26 protein-coding genes are annotated in these 25,223 nt (G+C 44.0%); 13 read left to right on the plus strand and 13 right to left on the minus strand.

The genetic code is table 11. The features are described from left to right. The first annotated feature begins 2 nt into the window (after positions 1 to 2). The 6 genes from P8S55_RS04705 (at position 3) to tsaC (ending at position 5,556) form a co-directional block, all read left to right on the plus strand. Complete coding sequence (locus P8S55_RS04705) at positions 3 to 887, plus strand: HNH endonuclease (RefSeq protein ID WP_289225125.1); 885 nt, start codon at positions 3 to 5, stop codon at positions 885 to 887. 89 nt (positions 888 to 976) lie between these two features. Beyond that, a complete protein-coding gene (locus P8S55_RS04710) occupies positions 977 to 1,708 on the plus strand; it encodes a uroporphyrinogen-III synthase (protein WP_289225126.1) in 732 nt (243 codons plus the stop codon). Between the two features lies 1 nt (position 1,709). Next, on the plus strand, positions 1,710 to 2,639 hold the full coding sequence (locus P8S55_RS04715) for an MCP four helix bundle domain-containing protein (protein WP_289225127.1): 930 nt from the start codon (positions 1,710 to 1,712) through the stop codon (positions 2,637 to 2,639). Then, on the plus strand, positions 2,636 to 3,823 hold the full coding sequence (locus tag P8S55_RS04720; RefSeq protein WP_289225128.1) for a heme biosynthesis HemY N-terminal domain-containing protein: 1,188 nt from the start codon (positions 2,636 to 2,638) through the stop codon (positions 3,821 to 3,823). Before P8S55_RS04715 ends, P8S55_RS04720 begins: the two co-directional genes overlap by 4 nt. Positions 3,824 to 4,151: 328 nt before the next feature. Next, positions 4,152 to 4,868 carry a biotin--[acetyl-CoA-carboxylase] ligase gene (locus P8S55_RS04725; RefSeq protein WP_289225129.1) on the plus strand — a complete coding sequence of 239 codons (717 nt, stop codon included), beginning with the start codon at positions 4,152 to 4,154 and terminating at the stop codon, positions 4,866 to 4,868. A 139-nt stretch (positions 4,869 to 5,007) separates the two neighbouring features. Then, positions 5,008 to 5,556, plus strand: a complete 549-nt coding sequence (gene tsaC / locus P8S55_RS04730) for an L-threonylcarbamoyladenylate synthase type 1 TsaC (RefSeq protein ID WP_289225130.1) — start codon at positions 5,008 to 5,010, stop codon at positions 5,554 to 5,556. 11 nt (positions 5,557 to 5,567) lie between these two features. Here tsaC and P8S55_RS04735 read toward each other — a convergent pair whose 3' ends face one another. The 9 genes from P8S55_RS04735 to P8S55_RS04775 form a co-directional block, all read right to left on the minus strand. Further along, entirely contained in the window at positions 5,568 to 7,166 is a 1,599-nt protein-coding gene (locus P8S55_RS04735) for an ABC transporter permease (RefSeq protein ID WP_289225131.1), read from the minus strand. A 47-nt stretch (positions 7,167 to 7,213) separates the two neighbouring features. After that, positions 7,214 to 8,257 (minus strand): extracellular solute-binding protein, encoded by a 1,044-nt coding sequence (locus tag P8S55_RS04740; RefSeq protein WP_289225132.1) that lies wholly within the window; start codon positions 8,255 to 8,257, stop codon positions 7,214 to 7,216. An 85-nt stretch (positions 8,258 to 8,342) separates the two neighbouring features. After that, positions 8,343 to 9,005, minus strand: coding sequence for an ABC transporter ATP-binding protein (locus P8S55_RS04745; RefSeq protein WP_289225133.1), 663 nt, complete (start codon positions 9,003 to 9,005; stop codon positions 8,343 to 8,345). A gap of 212 nt (positions 9,006 to 9,217) precedes the next feature. Then, positions 9,218 to 9,649, minus strand: coding sequence for a thioredoxin TrxC (trxC, locus tag P8S55_RS04750; RefSeq protein WP_503010435.1), 432 nt, complete (start codon positions 9,647 to 9,649; stop codon positions 9,218 to 9,220). An 86-nt stretch (positions 9,650 to 9,735) separates the two neighbouring features. Then, positions 9,736 to 9,897 (minus strand): hypothetical protein, encoded by a 162-nt coding sequence (locus P8S55_RS04755; protein WP_289225135.1) that lies wholly within the window; start codon positions 9,895 to 9,897, stop codon positions 9,736 to 9,738. Positions 9,898 to 10,171: 274 nt separating this feature from the next. Then, a complete protein-coding gene (locus tag P8S55_RS04760; RefSeq protein ID WP_289225136.1) occupies positions 10,172 to 10,537 on the minus strand; it encodes a hypothetical protein in 366 nt (121 codons plus the stop codon). Between the two features lie 104 nt (positions 10,538 to 10,641). Further along, complete coding sequence (locus P8S55_RS04765) at positions 10,642 to 11,160, minus strand: adenine phosphoribosyltransferase (RefSeq protein ID WP_289225137.1); 519 nt, start codon at positions 11,158 to 11,160, stop codon at positions 10,642 to 10,644. Continuing rightward, positions 11,157 to 13,883, minus strand: a complete 2,727-nt coding sequence (locus tag P8S55_RS04770) for an EAL domain-containing protein (RefSeq protein WP_289225138.1) — start codon at positions 13,881 to 13,883, stop codon at positions 11,157 to 11,159. Before P8S55_RS04770 ends, P8S55_RS04765 begins: the two co-directional genes overlap by 4 nt. Further along, positions 13,880 to 14,875, minus strand: coding sequence for an ABC transporter substrate-binding protein (locus tag P8S55_RS04775; protein WP_289225139.1), 996 nt, complete (start codon positions 14,873 to 14,875; stop codon positions 13,880 to 13,882). The genes P8S55_RS04770 and P8S55_RS04775 overlap by 4 nt, the downstream gene beginning before the upstream one ends. 181 nt (positions 14,876 to 15,056) lie before the next feature. Between P8S55_RS04775 and P8S55_RS04780 the strand changes: the two genes are divergently transcribed. Then, entirely contained in the window at positions 15,057 to 17,108 is a 2,052-nt protein-coding gene (locus tag P8S55_RS04780) for a M3 family metallopeptidase (RefSeq protein WP_289225140.1), read from the plus strand. A gap of 60 nt (positions 17,109 to 17,168) precedes the next feature. On the opposite strand, the gene P8S55_RS04785 is transcribed toward P8S55_RS04780, so the two are convergent. Both P8S55_RS04785 and tnpA read right to left on the minus strand, forming a co-directional pair. Further along, positions 17,169 to 18,698: a methyl-accepting chemotaxis protein gene (locus tag P8S55_RS04785; RefSeq protein WP_289225141.1), complete on the minus strand. Its 1,530-nt coding sequence runs from the start codon at positions 18,696 to 18,698 to the stop codon at positions 17,169 to 17,171. Positions 18,699 to 18,737: 39 nt separating this feature from the next. Beyond that, a complete protein-coding gene (gene tnpA, locus P8S55_RS04790; RefSeq protein WP_289225142.1) occupies positions 18,738 to 19,154 on the minus strand; it encodes an IS200/IS605 family transposase in 417 nt (138 codons plus the stop codon). 30 nt (positions 19,155 to 19,184) lie between these two features. Between tnpA and P8S55_RS04795 the strand changes: the two genes are divergently transcribed. Continuing rightward, positions 19,185 to 20,405 carry an RNA-guided endonuclease InsQ/TnpB family protein gene (locus tag P8S55_RS04795; RefSeq protein ID WP_289225143.1) on the plus strand — a complete coding sequence of 407 codons (1,221 nt, stop codon included), beginning with the start codon at positions 19,185 to 19,187 and terminating at the stop codon, positions 20,403 to 20,405. Positions 20,406 to 20,432: 27 nt separating this feature from the next. Here P8S55_RS04795 and P8S55_RS04800 read toward each other — a convergent pair whose 3' ends face one another. Beyond that, positions 20,433 to 21,119 carry a PAS domain-containing protein gene (locus P8S55_RS04800; RefSeq protein WP_289225144.1) on the minus strand — a complete coding sequence of 229 codons (687 nt, stop codon included), beginning with the start codon at positions 21,117 to 21,119 and terminating at the stop codon, positions 20,433 to 20,435. 276 nt (positions 21,120 to 21,395) lie between these two features. Between P8S55_RS04800 and P8S55_RS04805 the strand changes: the two genes are divergently transcribed. From P8S55_RS04805 to P8S55_RS04820, 4 genes are read left to right on the plus strand one after another with little or no spacing between them, the layout of a single operon-like run. Beyond that, positions 21,396 to 22,157: a motility protein A gene (locus P8S55_RS04805; protein WP_289225145.1), complete on the plus strand. Its 762-nt coding sequence runs from the start codon at positions 21,396 to 21,398 to the stop codon at positions 22,155 to 22,157. Continuing rightward, positions 22,158 to 22,883, plus strand: a complete 726-nt coding sequence (locus tag P8S55_RS04810) for an OmpA/MotB family protein (protein ID WP_289225146.1) — start codon at positions 22,158 to 22,160, stop codon at positions 22,881 to 22,883. It begins immediately after the preceding gene. A gap of 6 nt (positions 22,884 to 22,889) precedes the next feature. Beyond that, positions 22,890 to 23,354, plus strand: coding sequence for a FliG C-terminal domain-containing protein (locus P8S55_RS04815; RefSeq protein WP_289225147.1), 465 nt, complete (start codon positions 22,890 to 22,892; stop codon positions 23,352 to 23,354). Positions 23,355 to 23,363: 9 nt separating this feature from the next. Continuing rightward, complete coding sequence (locus P8S55_RS04820) at positions 23,364 to 23,831, plus strand: hypothetical protein (RefSeq protein WP_289225148.1); 468 nt, start codon at positions 23,364 to 23,366, stop codon at positions 23,829 to 23,831. On the opposite strand, the gene recF is transcribed toward P8S55_RS04820, so the two are convergent. Continuing rightward, positions 23,828 to 24,931, minus strand: a complete 1,104-nt coding sequence (gene recF / locus P8S55_RS04825) for a DNA replication/repair protein RecF (protein ID WP_289225149.1) — start codon at positions 24,929 to 24,931, stop codon at positions 23,828 to 23,830. The genes P8S55_RS04820 and recF overlap by 4 nt on opposite strands. A gap of 154 nt (positions 24,932 to 25,085) precedes the next feature. On the opposite strand from recF, the gene rpmH reads away from it, so the two are divergent. Beyond that, entirely contained in the window at positions 25,086 to 25,220 is a 135-nt protein-coding gene (gene rpmH, locus P8S55_RS04830; RefSeq protein WP_289225150.1) for a 50S ribosomal protein L34, read from the plus strand. The last annotated feature ends 3 nt before the right edge of the window (positions 25,221 to 25,223 follow it).

Raw genomic sequence — 25,223 nt, forward strand, 5'->3', positions numbered from 1 at the left:
ATATGCAAAAGATGCTCAATGGCGACATCTCCGGTATCGAATACCAACAAGGTACACTGTTTGGGTTTGAAGTTAAGGAATACCTGCTGACCAAGCACAAGCATACCTGCGCGTATTGCAACGGAGTAAGCGGTAACAACAGGCTTGAGGTGGAACACGTCCAGCCTCGCTCAAAAGGTGGCAGCCACAGCGTTAAAAACTTGGTCATCGCGTGTCGTAGCTGTAATGAGGCGAAAGGCAACCATCGGCTTTCAGAGTGGAAACGGTTGTTGGGCATATCCAAGCTGGATAAAGCCCGTGCCATCGGGATTGAGAAAACCCTTAAGGGCAAGTGGACAGGACTCAAAGACGCGGCGGCGGTTAATACCACGCGTAACGCTTTGCTGCATGAACTTCTGGTGTTGGCTAAAACCACCGTATCGGTCTATACCGGAACGGGTGCGATGACCAAGTTTAATCGCAAACAGCAAGGCATTCCCAAGCATCATGCGCTGGATGCGGTCTGTGTTGGCGAAGATTTAAAACCGGTTAAAAACTGGGTTAAACCGGTTTTGGGTATTAAATGCACCGGACGTGGGAGTTATCAGCGTACACGACTGAACAAGTATGGCTTTCCACGCGGTTACTTGATGCGCCAAAAAGCGGTGCATGGCTTTCAGACAGGCGATCAGGTTAAGGCGGTGGTTCCCAGTGGGAAAAAGCAAGGCATTTACTCAGGCCGTGTGGCAATTCGTGCCAGCGGAAGGTTTAACATCCAAGCCGCCAACGGTTTGGTTCAGGGTATTAGTCACAAACACTGCACGTTAATCCAACGTGGTAGCGGTTATGGCTTTAATTTAACAACGATAGCACTTACTCACGGAGAACGCGAGAAACAGGCGGCCTAACGGCCGGCGCTATCCCTCACCGGGCTAAACCCCGGTGTCTCTCGCGCAAAAACCAGATGAACTCGTCCTGTATACACTCTGGGGTATGTTTGCTTAATACGCGACCTGCTCATCAGGCGAAGAGGCTGACGGATTTGTTTCAGCAAGCGGGTTATTGCGTGATCGAATGTCCCGCGCTACAGATTGAAACCCAGCTTTTGCCCAAAAGTCCGAATTGGCATCAGCAAGATGTTTGGGTGTTTGTCAGTCGAAATGCTGTTTTGCATTTTGCAAAGCAGCTGGCCAGCGAACAGTCACAAACAGCGAAGTTGGTTGCTGTCGGCGCAGCGACCGCCGAGGCCATCGCGCTGCAGGGTTGGCAAAATACTCAGCCCCTGCCAAGCCGTTATGATTCGGAAGGCATGCTGGCGTTGGCTGTTTTCAAACAGCCAAAAGGATTGAAAGTGGGGGTTGTGCGTGGTGATGGCGGGCGAGCCGTCTTGGCTGAAACCCTAAAGCAACAAGGCGCAGACGTGGCATTCTACGAGGTCTATCGACGTGTAGCCGCTCCCTTCTGTCACCAGGCCTGGTCACGCTTTAAACAGATGCCTTATCCGGTTTTGTTTTTTAGCAGTAATGCCAGTTTAGATGCGTTTGTTAAACAACGTTCAGCTAATAACCAGGCCTGGTACCGAGCGCAACCCTTTATTACGTTTAGTCAACGCATTGCAGACTATGCAAGGCAGCAGGGATTTGTAGGACGTGCATTGGTGACAGCCAATTCAACGGACCAGGCTGTATTAGATAGTTTTACCCTATTGCTTAATTCTCAAGGAGAATAAAATGAGTGAGCCGATTACCCCTAAAGCGAATCAACATGCCGTTGAAGGTGAGTTTATTGAAGCGGATAAAGAGCAAAAGATAGAAAGTCCTGAAAAACAAGCGTCAACAGAAGTTAAAAAAACGCAGGCAGTAGAAAAACCGCGCCCATCGACAAACAATCAACGCTCGTTTTTACTTACCCTTGTGATTATGTTGGTTTCGGGAGGTGCGTTAGCTACCGCCCTCGCAACCTGGTTGCAGTTACAGCCCGTATTACATAGTCTTGCGGCAGAACCGATAAGCCACCACGCTGAGCCTCAAGGTATGATGATTGAGCGGGTAATCGAAAAAATTGCCTATCAGCAAAGCCAAATCCAGCAAATTCACCAAGAGCTTCAAGCTCAGCAGGGTCAAGCTCAGCAATTTGAACAGCAGTTTGCAGCGGTGGAGGTCCAGTTAAATGAAATGCAACTGCACCTGGTATCACTTAGTGAAACCTTTGCACAGACTAGAGCGTCCATGCCACAGGCCGATAAGCCGGTTGAAATTGATAGCAATGGGCTTGATTCGTCCTTGTCATCGGTGATTCAAACTGAGGACCCAAGTTTGCGCCGAGATTTAAATCAGTTGCGTTCACAGTTGGATAATGCGCTCGAGCAAATTAATCGAGATTTACAACAATTAAACCAGCAAAGCAAAGAAAGCTTAGCCCAGTTTAATGACTATGTTAATTCTGAACAATGGCAACAAGATAAAGCGCGTTTGCAAAGCCAGCTTCAAGGTTTTAACGAACAGCTTGGCAACCTGGCCGATCAGCAACAAGAATGGATTGAGCGAGTAAAACCGCAAATTGAACAAACGCTTGAAGAAGTCACGCCCCAACTAGAAGGTTTTTTATCAATATTTAACCAGCTGTTTAGCATTAAAAAACACACCGAGGATGAACAATGAAAACACTGGTGAAGTGGAGTTTAACTTTAATTGCAGCCGTGTTGCTTTCCAGCTTAGCCTTGTTAAACCTTGGAGAAGTGAGTTTACGTTGGGATGTTTGGCATATTGATACGAGCGTTACATTTGTACTCGCTTTATTAATAGTGTTATTTGTTATTGCCTATCTGTTGATTCGTAGCTGGCTGTGGCTGATTAGCATACCCGCAGTGTGGCGTAACCATCGACGCATTAAGCGTTACCAACAGGCTGAAACCTCTTTAGTAAGAGGTTTGATTGCGCAAGAGTCTGCAGATTGGTCACAAGCCGAAAAGCAATTGATTAAAACCGCTAAACTCAGCCAAAACGGGCTGATGCATTATTTAACCGCCGCAAAAATGGCCGCGATGCAACAAGCTGAGCAACGTCGGGACAATTATCTTAAACAAGCTAAGCTGGAATACCCAGAACAAAGTTTAACGATTGGCTTGGTCGAGGCGAGGTTATCAGCTGAAAAAGACCCCGCACTGGCGACAGTTATTTTAGCCGAATTGCATAAACAGTACCCAAAGCACCAAGTCGTTTTACAAGAGTATGTCCAACTATTACGCCAGCTCAAGCAACTGGTGCGTTTGCGTGAGATGATACCAGTCATTAAACAAAACAGCGGGTTATCGCGGCAAGATTTGGCGCAACTGGAAACCGATGTGTTGGCCATGCAGCTTGCTCAATCCTTGAGTTTTTCAGACCTTGAGCAGCAATGGCAGGACCTTACTAGTAAGCAAAAACTCAATCCGCAAATTCTGGTTGAATATATCAAAGCGGCGATTAAGGCCGATCAACTCAATGGGTTGAACGAATGGATTGAAAAAGCAATCAAAGCGCAATGGGACGAAAGCTTGATTTATTACTATGGCAGAATTCAGTTTGGTCCAGCGTACGATCGACTCAAAAAGGCCCAGGCCTGGTTGAAAAATCACCCTGATTCAGCGGTGCTGTATTTAACCTTGGGGCGTTTAGCTTGCCAAAGCCAGCTTTGGGGGCAGGCTCATGATTATTTCAAGCAGAGTTTAAAATTGCAGCCGGAGCTGGAAACCTTTCATGCTTTCGCGCAATGCTACGAGGCTGAAGGCGAAGAACGCCAAGCGGCTCTTGTCTATAAGCAGGCGATGCTAGAATTAGATAAACCCAAAAAAGACCGAGTTTAGTCGATTATTTAAGGCTATGAACTTGCTTAAAAAGCAGGCAAGTAAACAAAAATACGGTCAGACTGTATGGAAGACTAAAAATTAAGTATAGCTTGTGCATAACTAAGTTTATGGACTAGTGCTCAGGCCTCTCGATGAGGGTGCGGTTGAAATGTGTTACTTTCTGTTACGTGAACAAACATTTGAGCATTTAGTTAATAAACCAAAAGTGATCCATAGTGTGTGTCCGCATTGTTTAACTCAAATTTGGCAGAAAAGATAGCAACCAGGCCTGGTTAGTTTTAAATTCGGGTTGGGCTATGTTTCACGTGAAACCTAAGGATAGTATTTGCAAATACCTAGCTATGATCAGATTGAGTTGGATAGAGTGGATTCTACCAATCGCTTTTTAAAAGACCATATAAAAACCCATTTAGTTTCACGCCCATTGATATGCACTACTCGCCAGCAGACATCAGGCTATGGTCAAAGACAACGCGTTTGGTTAACCACGGATCGCTCATGTATCTTTTCAATTGCCTATCCATTGTCTGAAGGGCTCAAACCTGACCCTTGTTTGAGTTTAAAAGTAGCGACGGCCTTGCACCAGGCACTGCATCAACTAACAGCACAGGCGTTATGGTTGAAATGGCCGAATGATCTGTTTGATCAAAGGGGTAAAGTGGCGGGCATTTTGATTGAGGTCGCCAAAACCCAGCTCAATAAACCGTGTTTGATTATTGGTATAGGCATTAATCGTCAACCCCTAACGCCAGAACAAATCGCAGTAGGCGCAAGTGCCGTTGCGTTTTTTGATCACCAGGTTTTGTTGAATCAACTAATGACGCGGCTCGAATCGCTTGATTTTACTAAGCAGGATTGGGTCTATTGGACTCAGCATGATTATTTTCTTAAAGGTGAGCCCCTTAATCTTCTCTCAACCTTGGACTCAAGCGTTCAGCAAGCTGTTTACCAAGGAATTAGCTATCAGGGGGCGGCGTTGGTTAAAACGCTAGAGTCCGACCTAGCATTGGTATCAAGCCAGTGGTCATTAAGGAAAGGCTGATTGTGGCCGAGACACACGCTTAATTTATATGGCTTAGCTACGGTTGATCCGCTTTTTAGTCCTCCTCATAGACCAAATACTCCCCCGATTGAACCCCAAGTCGCCTAGAATAGTGGTTTTCAGAGAGGATTAAACCGATATGGATGAGTGGGTAGCCATAGCTAAGGATAAACTTAAACAGGGTGAGGTGATTGCCTATCCAACGGAAGCGGTGTTTGGGTTGGGTTGTGATCCGTTTAATCAGCAGGCTGTTGAGCGAATTTTGTCTTTAAAGCAGCGAGCTGTCGAGAAAGGGTTAATTTTGGTGGCCGCTAAGCCCGAAGCCTTTGTAACCTTAACCCAGCTCTATAACCAGGCCTGGTCGCAAAAGGTATTGGACTCATGGCACAATCCAATGCAGGCGGTGACATGGTTACTACCTAAAACGGATTCATGTCCGGTTTGGGTGAGTGGACAACATGATTCGGTGGCAGTTAGAGTGAGTCATCATCCAATTGTACAGGCGCTTTGTGGTGAAGGTGTGTTGGTGTCAACATCGGCTAATCCTGCAACACTAGAACCGGCTAGAAGCTGTCAGCAGGTAAAGGATTATTTTGGTGACCAGGTTTGGTGTTTAAATGCAGAGTTAGGTGGCTTAGCGAAACCTTCGCAGATTTGGGATGCGCTATCAGGACAGCGTTTGAGGTAAAAAGACGCGAGTTAAGTCCGCGCTTTAATTTTATAGCGCTTATTAACCAGGTGAACCATATACAAACTAGCTAAACCCAGTAGCAACAACATTAAAGATGGAATCGCTGCGCGATCATATAGGCCTTCGGAGCTCAGTTCATAAATACGAATGGCAAGTGTATCCCAACCATAAGGGCGCAAGAGATAGGTAGCGGGCAGTTCCTTCATGACATCGACCGCGACCATAAAGCCAGCAATCACCAGGCCTGGTTTTAAGATCGGGAAATAAATATGCGATACTAAACGCGGTGTGGATGCGCCTAAACTACGTGCCGCTTCAGTCATGGAGGGCGTTATGGTGTCGAAGCTGCTTTCTACTGGCCCATAAGCAACGGCTAAAAAACGTACCATATAAGCCAATAGCAAAGCAAGCACACCTGAGCTTAACCAAATACCCGTACCGGGAGAAATCATTTCACCTAGATCAATAATTAGCAGCATAATGCCAACGGCTAATACCGAGCCAGGTAAGGCATAACCAAGATTTGCAAAGCGAATCCCTACTCGAAGTGGCCAAGATAAACGCGTTTGCATCCGCACACTGTTTACAATAACCGCCAAGCCAACCGTTAAAAAAGCCGCGCCAAACGCCAACATAAAACTATTGCTAATCCAGTCAAAGTAACGTGTATCCCATTCTTCAGTTAATGTTTGGGCGGCCCAAATAACTAACTGTGCGACCGGTAAAATAAAGGCAAAAAACACCACACTGGACACTAAAAGTGTAACCGACCAGGCTTTGATACCTTTAAGTCTATAGGGACGCGAACTCATATGTTTAGTCGAGTCATAACGTGCACGGCCTCGGCTCCAGCGTTCAATTAAAATTAATAAAATCGCTATAGCCAATATAGCGGTAGACAGCTGCGCCGCAGCTTGGAGAGAACGGAAGTCTTCCCAAACGCTAAAAATACCACTAGTGAGGGTTGAGTAGTTAAAAATCGATACGGTGCCAAAGTCAGCGAGGGTTTCCATCAGTGCGAGCATCACGCCCGCCGCAATGGCAGGGCGTGCGAGCGGAACAGAAACACGCAAAAATACGCCAAACGGATTTTGCCCCAACAGGCGCGCGCTTTCCACTAACCCATTACCCTGACTATAAAACGCGTTGCGTGCAAGCATATAAACATAGGGATAAAGTACCAGCGTCATGACAATAATGATGCTTAAGCTACCTTGACGTATATCTAGGCCAGCCCAGTTGAAATGTTCGCGAAGAAAGCTTTGAACTGGGCCAGGAAAATCAAATAATCCAAGATAAACGAAACCTAAAACATAAGCAGGAATGGCAAACGGTAGGAATAGCATCCACTCGAGCCACTTGCGGCCGGGAAATTCACACATGGTAACAAACCATGCCATGACCACACCCAATAGGGTAACCCCCACCCCAACGCCAAATAAAAGCCAGAGAGTATTGCTGATCAGGTCAAACAGCAGGGTTTCATAAAGGTGTTGCCAAACTTCTGTACTCGGTTCGAGCCAAGCTGATAACAAACGTAAAAGGGGCAAGCTGATTAAAACAATCAGTGCCCACAGAGAAATTTGCCAGGTTAATTTTGAATTCATTACGCTATTTTAAGTGTAATTTAAAGCAAGCGGAAAGGGCTATGCGTTTATTCATAACCAACGCGGTTGATTAACATCGTTGCAGCTTGTTGCAACACACCGACCTGACGCAAGTTCAGTTGATCTTGTTTAAATTCACCCCAGGCAGCGACTAGAGCGTCATTATCAATGGATGGGTTGGCCGGGTATTCGCGATTCAGTGCACCGAAGGTTTGTTGCGCTTTCTCAGCAGATAGCCATTCGATTAGGCTGCGCGCATTATTGGGCTGGCTAGCATGTTTAACTATCCCAGCACCTGAAATATTAATATGGGTACCGGTTGATTCCTGGTTAGCCCAAGCGAGTTTCAAAGGCGTATTCGGGTTATCCGCTTCTAAACGACCATAGTAATAGGTGTTAACGAGCCCAACATCACACTGGCCGGCTAAAATAGCATCCATAACATGAACATCGCGGGCGGTAGGTTTTGTTGCAAGGTTATTAACCCACCCAGTAATGACTTCAGCTGCCTTGGCTTCACCGTGATGGTGCATCAGTGCGGCAACCAGTGACTTGTTGTAAACAGAGGCGGATGTGCGCAAGCATAAACGACCTTTCCATTTTGGATCAGCCAGGTCTTCATAGGTGGTTAATTGAGCAGGGTCAATTTTGTCAGAATGGTACACAAATGTGCGTGCTCTTACTGAAAGTCCCGTCCATAATTGATCAGGGTCACGTAAATGGGCAGGGATATTTTTTTCAATAATAGGACTATTGAGTTGTTGCAATAAACCCTGGTCGGCTGCATACCATAGATTACCTGCATCCACGGTCATTAAGATATCAGCAGGTGTATTTGACCCTTCTGCACGTAAGCGCTCAATTAATGCATTTGCATTTCCTGTTTGAAATCGAACTTCGATACCGGTTTCAGCGGTAAATTTATCAAATAATGGTTTAATCAAATGCTCTGCGCGCGAAGAATAAACCACAACCTTATTGGCTTCTACTTGAGCTTGCTGTTCTGCATCGCTATTTGTAGGGCTATCTTTTGAGCAGGCCGCTAGACCTAGTAGACTAGAAGTAAGGAGTAAAGCGAACCATTTTTTCATTGTCATTTTCCTAAAATAAAAAATTATCATTACTATTCTTGGCTACAAAAAAACGCCAGGGTTAGGTTTTTTTTTAAATAAATTATTAAGCAACTTTCTGTGACATATTACCCAGCAAACAACTCTCGAAGGTACCATACCGATCACACATGAGCTGTGCTTCGCGGAAGGTGTGGGTGACTAAAATAGCTGCCGTGTTCTGTTGTTTAAGCAGTTGGCGGACTTCAACCGCTAGGTGTTCGCTGAGTGTAGTATCAAGGTTTGAAAAAGGCTCATCAAATAAAATTAAACTCGGTTTAGGAGCGAGTGCGCGGGCTAGTGCTACACGTTGTTGTTGGCCACCAGAAAGCTCGTGGGGATAGCGGTTTTCTAGACCTTGTAGTTGAATTAACTCAATCAGTTCAGCCACACGCTGTTTACGTTCAGATTTTGATAACTTATTGATACCAAATGCAATGTTATCTTCAATGGTTAAATGTGGGAAGAGCGCATTGTCCTGAAACATCATACCGACCCCGCGTTTTTCAGGAGGCACAGTACATTGACAGCTCGCCAAGCAACTATCATTTAAACATATTTCACCCTTTGCAATTTCAACAAATCCGGCAATCGCGCGCAATAGCGTGCTTTTACCGCAACCACTTGGACCAAGGATGCCGACAATTTCTCCCGCTGCGATATCGAGATTGAATTGGTCAAGTACCGGTGTTTGATTGTAAACGACTTGAATATTACTGAGTTTTAACATGGTTTAGACCTAACAGTAAATTGATAGTATCTAATTTAAAACAAATGATAGTAATTTGCAATAGCAGGATGACAAAATATTTTTATGGGCCTTGAGGTTTGTGCCTAATTAGTTTTTTTATCGCATTAGCTGTATCACGCTAACCTAACCTAGGTGTTTTTTGAGTGATATGCCTTTGTCTTTTATCGTCCTAGTTATTCAGGCAGAATTGGCTAAAAATGGGTTGATACCCATTGTTTAAATTGGGTTAAATCCATTGCGCCTGATATTCGATCTATTTCTTTAGAGTTTTTAAATATCGCTAGGGTTGGGATTGAGCGTATATGGAACTCAGCCGCTAGGCCTGGTTCCTGTTCAGTATTAATTTTTATAAATCGGGTTTGTGGTTGGCTTTGCTCAAGCTGGGCAGCAGCTTGGGCAAAGGTTGGAGCAAACATTTTGCAAGGCCCACACCAAGGCGCCCAAAAGTCCACTACTAATAGCTGTTCACTTTTTTCTAATGCACGTTTGAACTGTGAGTAATTCATCTCTATGGGTTGGCCAGTAAAGAGCGCCTGCTGGCAATGGCCACATTTCGGGTTGGCATTTAATTTTTCAGCGGCGACGCGGTTTAATCCTGCGCAATGAGGGCACATTATAATCATCTTAAGCTCCAAGTTTATGACATTATTTTAGCTTTAAATGGGGCTTAAAATGAAAAACTCAATGGCTGTTGGTGGGGTTTAATCGTCTAGTCAGTCGGGTTTGGGACTTTTTTGCCTGATTTTTCATAACCATAATCCACAAATTGATGCAATGTCTGGTCACGAAATTCGAAACGGGTCGCAAATAAAGTTTGATCGCGCTTATGGGCTTCATCGGTTCCTCGGCCAAATTTGTAACTGTGTTCCATGATCAAAAGCATCCGATTTGCATAAAAAAACGCGGCTTAAAAGCCGCGTAATAGTCTGAGGAGCTGAGTTGTAAAACAACTCAAAGCTTGGGCAAACCTTGCCCAAGGGGGTCCAACTTGATTAATGAACTTAGCGGCTACTTATGACGGAGTAGCCTGTTAATCAAATCTTAAAGCTAGTTTAACGGCTAATTATAAAAAGACTATTGAGAAACTATGACGATAAACATTTGGACAGCTTGTTAATTTAAGCCGTCCAATAAAGTTTTAAGACTTAGGTGTTTTCTGTGCGCTCATTAATGGGTTCAGCCGCTACTTGGTTGAGTTGCTGAGCATTAAAGTTAGCTTGAGCCTGTAAGCTTGTTGCATAGGTTAAGCCATTGGTTACGTCGTTAGATTGAATTAATTGTTCTTGCACCGGGTTGTTTTGATTTACGGTTTGGCTGGCAGCGAGATTCAAATAATCGTTAACCGGGTTCGGATTGGTTGCCGATAAGGTAACCGTATCATTGCCACCCGTAGGTACGGCCGACACGGAGCGCTCTGTTAGTTTATTTTGCTCTTGTTGCGCCGCTTGGTTTTGTTGGGGCGCCATGGATAATGCCATGGATTGCATACTAGGGTTTATTGCGATACTCATAATAACCTCCTTGGCTTTTCAGCATTTTACTTTGTGTATTATGAATTTTATACAAAGCTTATTTAGCATTAATTATGTCATTTTTTTCATTGTAAAATCAAGTATTAATCGTGATACTGAATCACAGAGCGTACTTTCATGCCTTGATATTCAAAACTATTCAGCGCGGCAAGGTCGACAAGACAAGCGAGACCGATAATGTTGTAGCCTACCTGTTGTGATAACTGGCAGGCCGCGCCCATGGAGCCGCCAGTGGCGATTAGATCATCAAGCAGAATAATATTGGCGCCACAGCCTTTTTGCATTTCTAATTTATCGCGACCGTATTCGAGCCCGTATTCAATCGAAGCATACACATCAGGTAATTTACCGGGTTTACGAATTTTGATAAAGCCTTTATTGTGTTTGTAAGCGAGTGCAGAGGCAAATACAAAACCGCGCGATTCAATACCGGCAATATGATCAATTTGTTGCCATTCTTCATCGCTAAACAGCGCACTTAGTGCATCTATGGTTTGTGCAAAGTGGTGTTTTAATAGCGGTGAAATATCACGAAATACGATCCCTGGTTTTGGAAAGTCTTCCACGCTGCTGATATATTGGGCTAAAGGGTGTGCGCTCATTCTTGGTCCTTTAAGGTGGTTAGGGGTTTGAGAGGTTCGGGTTTGCCGTAAAAGTAGCCTTGGAATAAATCACAGCCAAGTTGCAGCAATTTATCGGCTTGTTCTTGGGTTTCAACGCCCTCAGCCACCACTTGAAGCTTAAGGATTTTAGCAAGGGCAATCACGGTTTCTACTATAGCGGCATCATTGAGGTCAATTAACATGTCTCGTACAAAGGATTGATCAACTTTTAAGCAGCTAAGCGGTAAGTTTTTTAAATAACTTAAAGACGAATAGCCCGTACCAAAATCGTCGAGCGAAAAGCTAATACCTAATCGATTAAGCTTGTTCATTTTCTGGATACTGACTTGTATGTCATTCATGAGCATGCTTTCGGTGATCTCAAACTCTAACTTGTGCGGATCAATGGGATAGCGTTTGAGTAGCTCTAACACTTGATCGACAAAGGCGTTGTGACGGAACTGATAAGCGCTAATATTGACGGCTAGGGTTAAATGTTGTTTGTCAGTGTGTTGTTGCCAATCTACTAATCGCTGGCATGCCTGCTCAATCACCCAATAACCTATAGGTATAATTAAACCGGTTTCTTCCGAAACGGGGATAAAATCTGCCGGCGATATCAACCCTTTGGTTGGGTGATGCCATCTGATTAGGGCTTCATAGCCTTGTAAACACTGCTGTTGATTAAACTTAGGCTGATAGCAAAGCTCAAATTGATTTTCTTCAATAGCGCGCCTAAGATTGGCTTCAATTTCTATTCGTTTGCTGGCCGCAATTTGCATACTGCAGTCAAAAAATCGCAGCGTATTGCGTCCTTCTTCTTTGGCTTTATACATCGCCAGGTCTGAGCGCTTCATCAGTTCATCGACGGTTTCATAGTGATCAATAAACAAGTTAATGCCAATACTGGCGGTCATACTGAAGTTGCCATCACTTAGGGAAAAAGGTTGGTTAAATGCCAGTAGCAGTTTTTCGCCTATCTTCTGGCATTCGCGAGCGGCAATGGTTTTATCTCGGCTCAGGTTTTCCAGCAGAATAATAAATTCATCGCCACCAGGCCTAGCAACCGTATCCCCTTCTCGGACACATTCAAGCAAACGCAGAGCAACTTGTTTAAGCAGTTCATCGCCAATTTTATGGCCGAGGGAGTCATTTAAATTCTTAAAGTGATCAAGATCGATAAACAGTAAAGCGCAGTAGTGCAGATTACGTGCACTGGATGCTAGGGCTTGTTTGATATGATCTTCAAGTAAACGTCGATTAGCTAAGTCGGTAAGCGGATCATAAAAAGCTAATTGGTGAATTTGTTCTTCGTTGAGTTTACGTTGAGTAATATCGCTAAAGGTTGATAGGTAGTGGGTAACCTGGTTTTTTTCGTTTTTTATCGCGGTAATCGTTTGATACTCAGGAAAAATTTCACCATTTTTTCTTTTGTTCCAAACCTCACCACTCCAGCCGCCAGTGATTTTAATTTCATCCCAAAGGGTTTGAAAAAAGTGTTTGTTATGGCGATTCGAGCTGAGAATACGGGGTGTTTTGCCGAGCACTTCGTTAGGACTGTAACCGGTAATATCAGTGAACGCCTTGTTAACGCTAATAATATTTTCATTTTGGTCGGTGATCAAGATGGCTTCTTGGGTTTCAAAGGCAACAGCGGCGAGCTGTAGGTCGCGTTCCTTTTGTTTTAACTCAATAAAACTCGACTTTAATCTTAAATAGATAACAACCAATAATCCACTTAGCGTAAGGATAATAAGAATAGCCGATAGGGTAAGTTGAATCGTCAGTTTGTGGGCATGCCAGATATCATCAAGTGTAATTTCTTGGTCAATATCATAAGGCGGCAGTTTAAGTGTGCGCATCAGTTCACGAACGGGTTCATATTCCGCCGGAATACTAAAACCATAAACCCCAGCCTGTTGCATCGCTGGCCCTGCATAAGGAAGCGCCAATAAGGCCCCTGCTAATTGTCCAGCCTGTTGTTCATCGACATGATTCATCGCCGCTAACGGCCACTCTGGATAGAGGCGGGTTGATAAATAAAAAGGAAAGCTGCTAAGTTTTTGTGGATTAAGCACGCGTATTTCTTCAGCACGAATTAAGCCGCGCTCAATCATCGATTCGAGTAATCCGGTCCGAATAAAAGCCACATCGGCTTGGTTATTTAATACCGCCATCACCGCTCGATCATGCGGCATATCGGTTTCAATCAGCTGAACCTGCTGCGGCATACGTATGCCAAGTTTCATTAGCTCATAGGCTTGCACCATATAGCCTCCGAAAGACGCTTTACTGGGCGTGGCGATTCGCAAGCCTTTAAGGTCTTGGAGGTCTAAAATATCGGTGCGATCACTTTTGACCATGACAACACCGCCAAAGCCTCTTAAAGCTAGGCCTTTATCGTACTTTATCATGCTGACAAGCGGGCTGCTTAAACCGCTCGATTGGCTCAGTTGTATAAAGTGTCCGGAATTGGTGAATACAAAATCAATTTCACGTTGTGTGACGGCTTGATTTAATTCTTGATAGTCTAGCAGGATAATTTGAACTTGGAGGTTGTTTAGATGGGCATTTATTCTATTTTCGAGGGGCTGCCAGCGGGCTTGTGCGATTTCTTTAGGTTCAAACGCTAATAAGCCAATAACTAGAGGGGGGTGGCTAGTGGCCCAACTTTGGGTTAGGCCTAGGCAAAATAACAGACCACTGAGGATGGCCTTTTTCATACTAGGCCTCTGGGTAGGTGACGAGGGTTAAATAATCCTTTTGTATTACAATCGCTGTCCATAATATCCGCCGTTTTCATAATCTGTAACAAGCGCGTTACGGCATTGGATAAGCGTTGATTTTGATTAGACAAGTAGGCATAGTTTAACGTCTCATCCGCTAATAATAACCCTCTAAAAACCTGTAAAACCTGTTCGGGTTGTAAGCTAAGACGATCTGCCATTCGATGACTGGTATCCATGGGGTTAAGTTTAAAATAGTTTAGCGCGTTAAAGTGCTGTTGAATCAGGTTGTTTAAATACTTGTTTTTATAATTAGCTAAGCCGCTCCGTATCGCCAGTACATCAAAAATCATATCCGGTAGTTTGCGGCTATCAAACAGCCTATAACCTTGGGTTTGTTGCAAAATTTGGCTGGCAACCGGTTCATAGGTAATGAGCGCATCAATATCAAATTGTAACCAGGCCTGGTGGTGATCGTCTATTGTACAGTTTATAGGTGTGACTTGGTCTAGGGTAAGTTGGGCGGTTTTTAGCAGTTCGTTAAACATCACTGCGCCCAGTGCGGTTTTTTCAAAACCAACTCGTTTACCTTCAAGCTGGTAGAGCTCTGTAATCTCCGGACGGCTAATAACCACATCGGCGCCCATCGAAATATTAAAAATTAATACGACTTCAAGCGATAAGCCTTCAGCACATAAACGAAGCACCTCATCCAGCGTTAGCTTAACAGCATCAACTTTTCCTTGGCGGATTAAATCCATTGACTCCGAGGCGGAGGCTGTATCGATGAGCGTGACGTGATTGGAGTTAAGCCAATTAAAGCCCTGAGCAAGCTGAATAAACTCATAACCTGGCCATATATGGCCAGCAACACGCAGAGGTTGTTTTTGGCTGCAAGCTGACAATAAAAGCGCGGGGGCAAGCGGCATGAGTGCAGCTGATTTAAGCAGGTTTCGACGGCTGAAAAATAGGTCGTCAGATGGTTGCATAGGGTAAGGCCAAAAATTAAGCAAAAATAATAAAATTAGTTTACCAAATAACCTTTAAAACGTTAATTTTATTATCCTGTTTAAGTCAAATTACGGGGATAAGCTGGATTTAGCCTGTTTTTACGTTTGGCTTGAGTGGGTTATAATCAAAATTAGTTTGATAAATTATGAGAGAGTGGTCATGCAAATAGCGAGTTTGAAAAATCAGTTACCCGATTTTAATGCACTTCAAGCGGATCAGATCGAGTCGGTTATTGATCAGTTGTTAGCGACGAGTCGCGCGGCCTTAGCTCGGTTGTTGGCGAGTGATGGCTCACCAAGTTGGCAAAATTTGGTTGAACCCTTAGAAAAAATCGATCAGCAGTTTGAGCGTATTTGGGGGCCGATTGGTCATTTAGATTCGGTACGTAATGCGGATGATTGGCATGAGGCTTACGATGTGAGCATGCAAAAGGTCACCGAGTATTATACGGAACTCGGGCAAAATGCCGCCTTGTTTGCTCGCTTTGATGGTTTAGCGAACAGTGAGGTTTATGCTCGGCTTAATTTGGCGCAAAAAAAGGTAGTGGATAATGCGCTGCGTGATTTTAGGTTGTCCGGGATTGATCTGCCTGCTGAGCAGCAATCAGAATTTAAACGTATCAGTCAACGCTTGTCACAGTTATCTAGCCAGTTTGGTAATCATGTATTAAAAGCTACCCAGGCCTGGTCTAAACAGATTCTTGATCCCAACGAGTTAGCGGGCTTACCCGAATCGGCGATGGGTTTATTAGCGCAGTATGCTCAACAAAAACAGCTAGAAGGTTGGCGTGTAACCCTAGACTTTCCGAGTTATTTAGCGGTGATGACCCATGCAGATCAACGCGAATTGCGTGAAGAGGTTTATCGTGCGTTTGCTACCCGTGCTTCAGAACAGAGCGTTTACCCGGAGTATGACAATTCAGCGTTGATTGAAGAAATTCGCCAGTTACGTCAGCAAAAAGCAGCCCTTTTAGGATTTAAAAGTTATGCGGATTATTCGATTGCCACCAAAATGGTGGAAAGTACGGATCAGGTGATTGGTTTTTTACGTGATTTAGGACGCAAGGCTAAACCTCAGGCGCAAGCTGAATTGGATAGGCTTAAACGGTTTGCTAAAACTGAGTTAGGGATTAATGATTTGCAGCCCTGGGATATCACTTATGCCAGCGAAAAGTTAAAACAAAAAACCCTGAGTTTGTCACAAGAGCAGCTCAAACCCTATTTTCCGGTTGAGCATACATTGGGCGGGTTGTTTAAGATTGTTGAGCAGTTGTTTGGTATTAAGGTGGCGCAAAAAACTGGCGTATCCGTTTGGCATCAGGATGTACGTTTTTATGAAGTGCACAGCTCAACAGGCGAGGTGATGGCAGGGTTTTATTTAGATTTATATGCCCGTGAAAACAAGCGTGGGGGCGCCTGGATGGATGTGGTACAAAGTCGTTGGCGTCATCCTGAGGGCGCGTTACACATGCCAGTGGCGTATTTAGTTTGTAATTTTACTCCACCGATTGGTGACCAGCAGGCCTGCTTAACCCATGATGAAGTTACTACTTTATTCCATGAATTTGGCCATGGTTTACATCATATGTTGACGGAAATGGAGCATTTGACGATTTCTGGCATTGCCGGTGTGCCTTGGGATGCGGTGGAGTTACCGTCGCAGTTTATGGAAAACTTTTGTTGGGAGCGTGAGGGGTTGGATTTAATCTCTGCACATAATGAAACAGGCGAGCCTTTGCCCGATGCGTTATTTGAGTCGTTAAAACAAAGTCGCCATTTCCAATCGGCCATGATGTTAGCGCGGCAGCTGGAGTTTTCGTTATTCGACTTTTTATTACATGCCGACTACGATTCTGGGCAACCTGAAGCCTTGGCCGACTTAATCGCACGGGTTCGCCAAGAAGTTGCGGTGGTCTTTCCACCCAGCTACCATCGATTTGCGCACAGTTTTAGCCATATTTTTGCCGGTGGTTATGCGGCGGGTTATTTTAGTTACAAATGGGCGGAGGTATTGTCTGCAGATGCGTTTAGTTTGTTTGAGGAAACAGGTGTGCTAAATCAACAAACAGGTTTTAAGTTTAAAAACACGATTTTAGCTGCAGGCGGCTCGGTCGATCCGATGGTATTGTTTAAAGCCTTCCGAGGCCGTGAGCCGCAGATAGATGCGTTACTTCGTCATTCAGGCATTCTTAGTCAGCCAAGCGCAGCTTAACGGGCATTAAAACGCCCACTAACCAGGCCTGGTTAGTGGGCTTTTTTGTTATCTATGCGTTTAATAGAGACGTTTGGCTTCTGTTTCAGTTTTAAAGAAAGCCATGTCGTTTTTAAGCGTAGTCGCTTGAGACAGCAAGCTTTCTGCAGCCGCAGACGTTTGTTCCACTAATGCCGCGTTTTGTTGAGTTACGCCATCAATATCAGCAATTGCCTGATGAACTTGATGAATGCCTTCGGCCTGTTCTTTTGACGCTTGTGCGATTTGATTGATCATCTTACTGACATCATCAATGGATTGATTAATTTTGCTTAACGCATCATTAGATTTTGATGCAAGGCTAGTGCCTTCGTTAATCCGCTCGACACTGGTGCTGATTAAATGTTTAATGTCTTTCGCTGCATTGGCTGATTTTTGTGCCAACGCTCGCACTTCACTGGCAACCACCGCAAAGCCTCGACCATGTTCGCCTGCGCGCGCTGCTTCAACCGCCGCATTCAGTGCAAGAAGATTGGTTTGGAAAGCAATGCTGTCTATTAAGGTGACTATGTCTGCAATTTGGCTGCTTGAGGCTTGAATTTCATTCATGGCTATAATGGTTTGCTGCATGACTTGTGAGCTTTGGTTAAGTTCCTGCTGAACTTGACTGGCGAGCTGAGCGGTGTGTTGAGTGTTTTCCGTGTTTTGTTGAACAGCGGCATTCATCTCACTCATGGTGGCCGAGGTTTGCTCCAGCGCGGCCGCTTGTTGCTGCACGCTTTCACTTAATTGGTTAGCGCCCTCAGCTACCTCGTAGGCGGCCGAACTAACCAGTTCAGATGCGTCAATCGCCGCGCTGACGACCGATTGCATTTTAGTAATGCTTTGGTTAATAGCCTGTTTAAGTTGATCTAGTTCACCTTTGAATGATTGTTCACAGAGTTGGGTTAAATCCCCTTTGGCTAGCGCATTAATCGTGTCAGAATAAGCGTTGATGGCTTGCTGGGTTACGTTTACGGCTGCATTGACATCTTGTTTAATATTGTTGAGTGCGCCTTCGGCATGAAATTCAACGCGGTGATTAAAGTCGCCCTCAGTCATGCCTTCAATAACAGCGGCAATTTGCTGGGTCACCTTGGCTTCAGCGGTTCGATCAAGCCATTCAACCACATAACCTAAATGTTTGCCCTCATGGACAATTGGGACTAGGGTGAGCTTTAAAACTAAACCACCTAGATCAACTTCTTGTGTCCAGGGTGCAGTGAGTGTTTTCCAGTCCGAATGGGCGGTTTTAAAGAAAGGGGTGATGTCTAAAAGACTGTGATCAATTAATTTATCTGCTTTAAAGTCAGCCACTAACTTACCCAGCTCAGCTTGATTACGATTTAACATTTGCTGAAGTGATAGGTTGATATTTTGGATATCAAAGTGAGTATCGGTAACCATAATGCCGGTGCTGGCTGAATTCATCGCTGCATTGAGAATATGAGATGCTTTGAGCGCATCATAGTTGCGTGCCGCTTGTTCTGCTACACGCGAACGAATCATGTTGAGGGCAAAGCCCCAGTCATCGTTTTTTTGAACTTTATCGAATCCCGCGTAAAACCCCATCCTTTAGGTCGGGGATATAAGCGGAACAGCAAAGCCTGTTTAGTGTGGTCGTTGTTGTTGCTCAATATATTGCTTGATAATTGACAAGGGTGCACCACCACAACTGCCTGCAAAGTAGCTAGGGCTCCAAAGCGTATTTCCCCAAAGTTTTTTCTGAATTTCGGGATAGTTTTTTTTGCGAATAAGGCGACTTGATACGCCTTTCAAGCTATTCACCAGGTTAGAAATTGCTACTTTAGGCGGGTAATTAATCAAAAGATGTACGTGGTCATGCTCGCCATTAAACTCCACTAATTCCGCTTCAAAATCCAAGCAGACTTTTTTAAAGATTTCTTCCAAATCATTTAACACCCTGTCACTAAACACATCTCTGCGGTATTTTGTGACAAATACCAAATGAGCGTGAAGATTAAAAACGCAGCTCCTGCCTGTTCTTATCTCGTCATTAACTTGCATAGACCAAATCCTTTTTGTATAATTATAACCATGAAGAAAACGATACGCAAAGCCTTTAAGTTCCGACTTAACCCAAATTCTGACCAAGTACAGAAGATGGTTGAGTTTGCCGGTGCAAGCCGGTTTGTGTGGAATAAGGCGTTAGCGACGAATTTGTTTCGGCTTGAGCATAAGCAACCGATACTCTGGTATAGCGAGATGGCGTTTTGGCTAACACTCTGGAAGCAGTCTGACGAATACGGTTTTTTAAAAACCGCTCACTCCCAAACCCTACAGCAAACACTCAAAAATCTCGAACGTGCGTTTAAAGATGGTTTTGATAAAACCCAGCCACTAAAACGCATTCCGGTATTCAAAAGGAAAGGATTGGGTGACAGTTTTCGCTATCCGCAGGGATTTAAACTTGAGCAAGATACCAACCGTGTATTCTTGCCAAAAATTGGCTGGGTGAAATACCGCAATTCACGCCAAGTAATCGGTGAGCTTAAGAATGTGACGGTTTCCAGAAAAGGGAAGCATTGGTATGTGTCGATACAAACTGAATATGAAGCCGATATTCAGCGCCATCAATCAACATCCATCGTGGGTATTGATCTAGGCGTTAAACGCTTTGTCACCTTATCTGACGGCAACTGCATTGAACCGTTAAACAGTTTTAAACAGTGGGAAAAGAAGTTGGCTTTAGCACAGCGTAAGCTGGCACGAAAAGCTAAGTTCTCTGCCAACTGGAAAAAGCAGAAACAAAAAATAACTCGTGCGCATGAGCGCATTGCCAGTGCCCGATTAGACTTTTTACATAAATCTTCAACCGTGATTTGCAAAAACCACGCTATGGTCGTGGTTGAGGATTTAAAGGTAAAAAACATGTCGAAATCGGCCAAGGGCGATATAACCAACTCTGGTCGAAACGTGAAAGCCAAGTCGGGCTTGAATAAGGCGATTTTAGACCAGGGCTGGGGAATGTTCGTGCAGATGCTTGAATACAAGCAGGCCTGGTTGGGTGGCGATGTGTTAAAGGTTAACCCCAAACACACCTCTCAAACCTGTCCGTGTTGTGCTCATGTAGCCAAAGAAAATCGTTTAACACAATCCAATTTTGAGTGTGTTGAATGTGGATACACTGAAAACGCCGACTTGGTCGGTGCTTTGAATGTGTTAACCCGAGGACATCGGGGGCTAGCCTGTGGAGTTGAGGCGTTTGTCTCAACCGTGAAGCAGGAACCGGTTTCTACCGAAGTCGCTTGCGTATAAGGTAAAAACGCCTGGTGTCAGACGATACTAGGAATCCCCGTCCTTTAGGGCGGGGAGGACGTCAAGTCTAAAATAGCCATTAGCTAGGTTTTCAATGCCCTGGCTTAATTCCTTAGAAATGCGATTGGAGCGAATAGAGCTGTAAAGCAAATATCCACCTGCGCCAAAGGCAAGCAGGGCTGAAAAGCCGGATGTTAGGTTAAGCCCAGTTTGCATCAAAAGTAATAATACACTGAGTAGTCCAAGGGTAATGGGCACAGCCTTTTGAATAAGCTGCAGTGCTTTTGACTCTTGATTTGTCCAAGGAAAAGGTGTGCTACCTGCTTTAACTTCACGATAAAGTTGTTCTGCATTTTGTTTTTGTTGACTTGTTGCTGGGTAGCGAACAGACAGATAGCCAGTAATTTTACCTTTTTCGATAATGGGGCTGGAATTCGCCGCCACCCAGTAAAACTGGCCGTTTTTACGCTTGTTTTTAACCATGCCATACCAGGGACGTCCCGACTGAATTGTTTGCCAGAAATCTTTAAAGGCTTCTTTGGGCATGTCCGGATGTCGCAATAGATTGTGAGGCTTACCTTTTAATTCTTCGTCTGTGTAGCCTGAAGCCTCACGAAACCCTTTGTTGTAGTCAAGAATAGTGCCTTGTAAATCCGCAGTAGATAGGATGACTAAATCATCCGGTAGTGCGTATTCGGTGTTGTTGGTTGACATGGTGTAGCTCCGGCTATTTTTAAGTGAGTGCGGCCTAGTTTTAATGCGTGTGATCGAGAAAAACCGATTTTTTAAAGGTATAAACTTATTTAAGCATAAATAGTGCATTGAGCAAACACTAACCCTGTGTTAAAGGGTTAAATTTAACCGCTAGATTCAACTAGCTACACTTTTTTTCTAGTTTTCTATAAAATCACCTATGATGGATGAAGTGTGCATGGGTTAAAATTATACTTCTTATACGAACCAAATATTTAAATACGGATTTTAACTAATATGTTTATGTTTGTTGGCATTACACTGGCCTTTGTTTTCATTATTATTGCAATGGTAATCGGCGGTGGGTTGGGCGCATTTATTGATGTCCCTTCGTTTTTGATTGTTATTGGCGGAACTGCAGCAGCAACCATCGCTAAGTTTCCACCTAAGGATATGGGGAAGGGCTTTAAAACGGCAATGCTGGCCTCCAAGGGGCGAAAAGACGTTTCTGACCTCAATCAATTGGTGGATGTTACCGAAGAGTTGCTTAAAAAAACCCGTAAAGAAGGCCTTATTTCTATTGAAGGCCAAACCTCTGGTAATGACTTTTATGATGATGGTTTGGCTTATATGCTGGCTGCGCCGGATGCCAGGGCGTTAGAGCGCTATTTATCCGATCAAATTCAAAATGTCATTAACCAAGCACAACGTGGTAAAGCGGTGTTAGATGCAATGGCTGACGCGGCCCCCGCGTTTGGCATGATAGGCACGGTCATTGGTCTTATTTTGATGCTAGGGAATTTGGACGATCCTTCAACCATTGGCCCCTCGTTAGCGGTCGCGTTATTAACAACCCTTTACGGTGCGATTATTGCCAATGCGGCGTTTATTCCGATGGCGGAAAAAATTTCTTCTTGGCAGGCAACGACGGTGCATGAACGTGAAATGATTGCAATTTGTTTGATGTATATCAAAAACGGTGAATCGCCGATGATTATGCGCGAGGCGGTTAAACCCTATTTAACCCACGACTTTTACAAGCTGCCTGAGGTTGCTTAAGTGAGTGAAAATAAGTGTCCACCGGCTAAACCTTGCAAAAAGGGTGCGCCTGGCTGGATGGTAACCTTTGCGGACTTGATGAGTTTGCTAATGGCTTTTTTTGCGTTGCTTTATGCAATGAGCTCAATTGAAGATCATAAATTTCGGGAGGTTGCGACTTCGCTGCAAAGCGTATTTGGTGATGCAAAAAGTGGTATATTCGAGTTTGATGGTAAAACCATTATCGAAATGCACCCTGACTCGCCGGTTGAAAACGATCAGCAGGAAAACGAAAAGTTTGAGCAGATGGCTGAGATGATTCAAGAGATTTATGAGCCACAAGAGAATGTTCAAGTAGAGGTTAATCCCGATGATCAAACGGTGCAATTAACCTTTGAGGGTGAAGCCTTGTTTCGTTCTGGCAGCGCGGATCTTTTGCCCCAGTTTAGGGTAGAGCTGCGCCGAATGTTTCCCGTTAGAGACATTGAAAACGCAAAAATTTTAGTTAGGGGTCATACTGACCGCGTGCCACTGACAGGCAGCCGTCGTTTTAGAACAAATTGGGATTTATCCGCGTCGCGTGCGGCTTCAGTGGGTGAGTATCTGTTAGACCTAGGTTTTGTAAAGGCAGAAAACCTTAAAGTTGAAGGCCGTGCCGACTCTATGCCGATCTCTACCTTGGGGGATTTTGCAAATTATTCTAAAGATCGACGCGTTGAAATTATTATTTCGTTAGAAGAAAAGTAGAAGTCTATGAAAATCGGAATGCAAAAAGTTAATGATAACGAATGGCTAGTACAGATTGGTAATGCGATTTTGAGAATTGATCGATTTACTGCACATTTAATGCGGATTAGTTTAAAGCATAGCCTGCGATCCTCAGGGCAAGATCAAGATGCCGTCATTAAAAGCTATTTAAAAATGGCGTTAAAATTGAAATTTATTTGTCAAAATGATTGGCCGCAGTTCTTAAGCCGAGCAGATAAGAATGACCTGCGCGTTTGGTTAGCACTTTTGCAGGATGAAGACTTAAAACGCACGGTGTTGCGTAATATGGGGCAAGCCCAAGAAAAGCAGATGTTGGAAGATATTAAGTATTTACCTATGCCAGATAAACCGGATCAAAAAGAGGCCTTGGTGAGATTGATTCGCTTAGCCTATGAGCTTGAGGATCAAGGTTTAATTGAGTTTCATTATGAATCGTCAGCATACTTATAGGTCATCAATATGGATATAAAAGTTAAACGCAAAGAAGATCATTTTTTAGTTGAGGCCGGATTTGTAATATTGACCCTTGAGACGGCTGCCGCTAATAGTTTAGTTGAGCAGATGGACTATCGTTTAAAGCAGCTTACGCCTGAAGATGAAGCGGCACTCGAGCGAAGTTTGGATGCACATCGAAAAATTGTGATGAAAATGGTCGCGATCGAAAACGCGGCAATTCAGTATATGCTTACCGAGTTAACCTCTATTCAAAAAGTAATCCTATGTAAAATAGATAATACGGGCAAAGTCCGCGAAAAAATAATGAGTAATCTTCCTAAAATAAAACGCAAAGAACTTGAAGAAGATATCCAGCTTTACCAAAAAATCACAGTGAAAAAAGCACTTAATCAGATGGATCAATTTATTATTCCGAGCTTAAAAAGAGCCATACAGATGCGCAAAAAAATCCGCGCTGAAGATGATTTTTAAATGTTTAGATTATTGGTGATAGTCAGAGGTTTAATTACGCCCTGGTCGATCTTGAAAGCCTTGGCAGGATGAAGGTGAGGTATCAGGTCTAAAGCGGTTGTCGTTACCAAGTGTTGAATCTTTAATTCATCCAAAAGCGCTAATAGGTTGATGCGATGAGTTAGGTCTAATTCTGCGGGCAGGTCATCGATAAGCATAATGACAGAATCCTGAGTTTTTTGTGCTAAAAACCGAGCCTGCGCCAATAAAAGGGCACAAACAAAAAGTTTTTGCTGGCCGCGTGATAGCCCCACGAGCGGTTCTTGTTTATTTATTTTTATTTTAATATCCGCTCGATGACATCCATATTGCGTATAGCCAAGCTGGGCATCTCGACATAGACTGTCATTCAGTGCGTCTGAAAAATTTGCTTTATTAGCGGGCCAGCCAGGGTAAAACTGAAATTCAGGCTGAGTATGAAGTTCTGGCATTAAACGCTGACAAAAGTCATAAACAAAAGGTGTAATGTCGTTTAAATAAGCTTGCCTAATCTGATTAATCGTCGTCGCTGCTTCAATCATTGGCTGATTCCAAATGCAAGCGTGTTGTTTGCTACCCGTGTCTTTTAAACTGCTATTACGTTGTTTAAGTGCACGATTAAATTGGCGCCAGCTTGGCATAAACTCGGGGTGGTGATAAAAGCAGCCCCAGTCTAAAAACTGGCGCCGCGCTTTAGGCCCTTCTTCTAGAAGCCGATGGCTTTCAGGTGTGAGGAGTTGAATGGGGAGATGGCGAGCAAAGACTGACTGACTGGGTTGTTTTTCGCCATTAAGTTTTAGGGTTATACCCTGTGCATCACGCTGCAGGCCAAGTTTATGGGTTTGTTCATGTTGGTTTATTTCGCAAAAAACAATGAGTTGATTTTGCTCGAATTGGATAAGCTGTTGAGGTTTATGACTTCGAAATGAACGGCCAGATGCTAATAACCATAGGGCTTCGATCACGGAGGTTTTTCCTGCAGCATTATCACCTATTAGTAGGTTCAGCCCGGGAGAAAAATGCAGTTCTGCCTGTTGGATATTGCGAAATTGATGCAGTTGCAGGGTTTGAAGATGCGCCATTAAAATCTGTAGTCAAGAATAAAAAACTATTTTAACACGCAAAAAACATCCGATAGCGGGCAAATGCCAACAACATTCTACTTGCGTTTTGAGTCAAAAGCGATTAACATTCGCTGTTCTCTTTTTTCGATCGAAATGAAATAGGTATTTAGACATGAAACGTACATTTCAACCAAGCGTAATCAAGCGCAAGCGTAACCACGGTTTCCGTGCCCGCATGGCAACTAAAAATGGTCGCAAAATTCTTGCGGCTCGTCGTGCAAAGGGTCGTACTCGTTTAGCTGTTTAGCAG

The sequence above is a fragment of the Thiomicrospira sp. R3 genome (assembly GCF_029581415.1).
Lineage (GTDB): Bacteria > Pseudomonadota > Gammaproteobacteria > Thiomicrospirales > Thiomicrospiraceae > Thiomicrospira.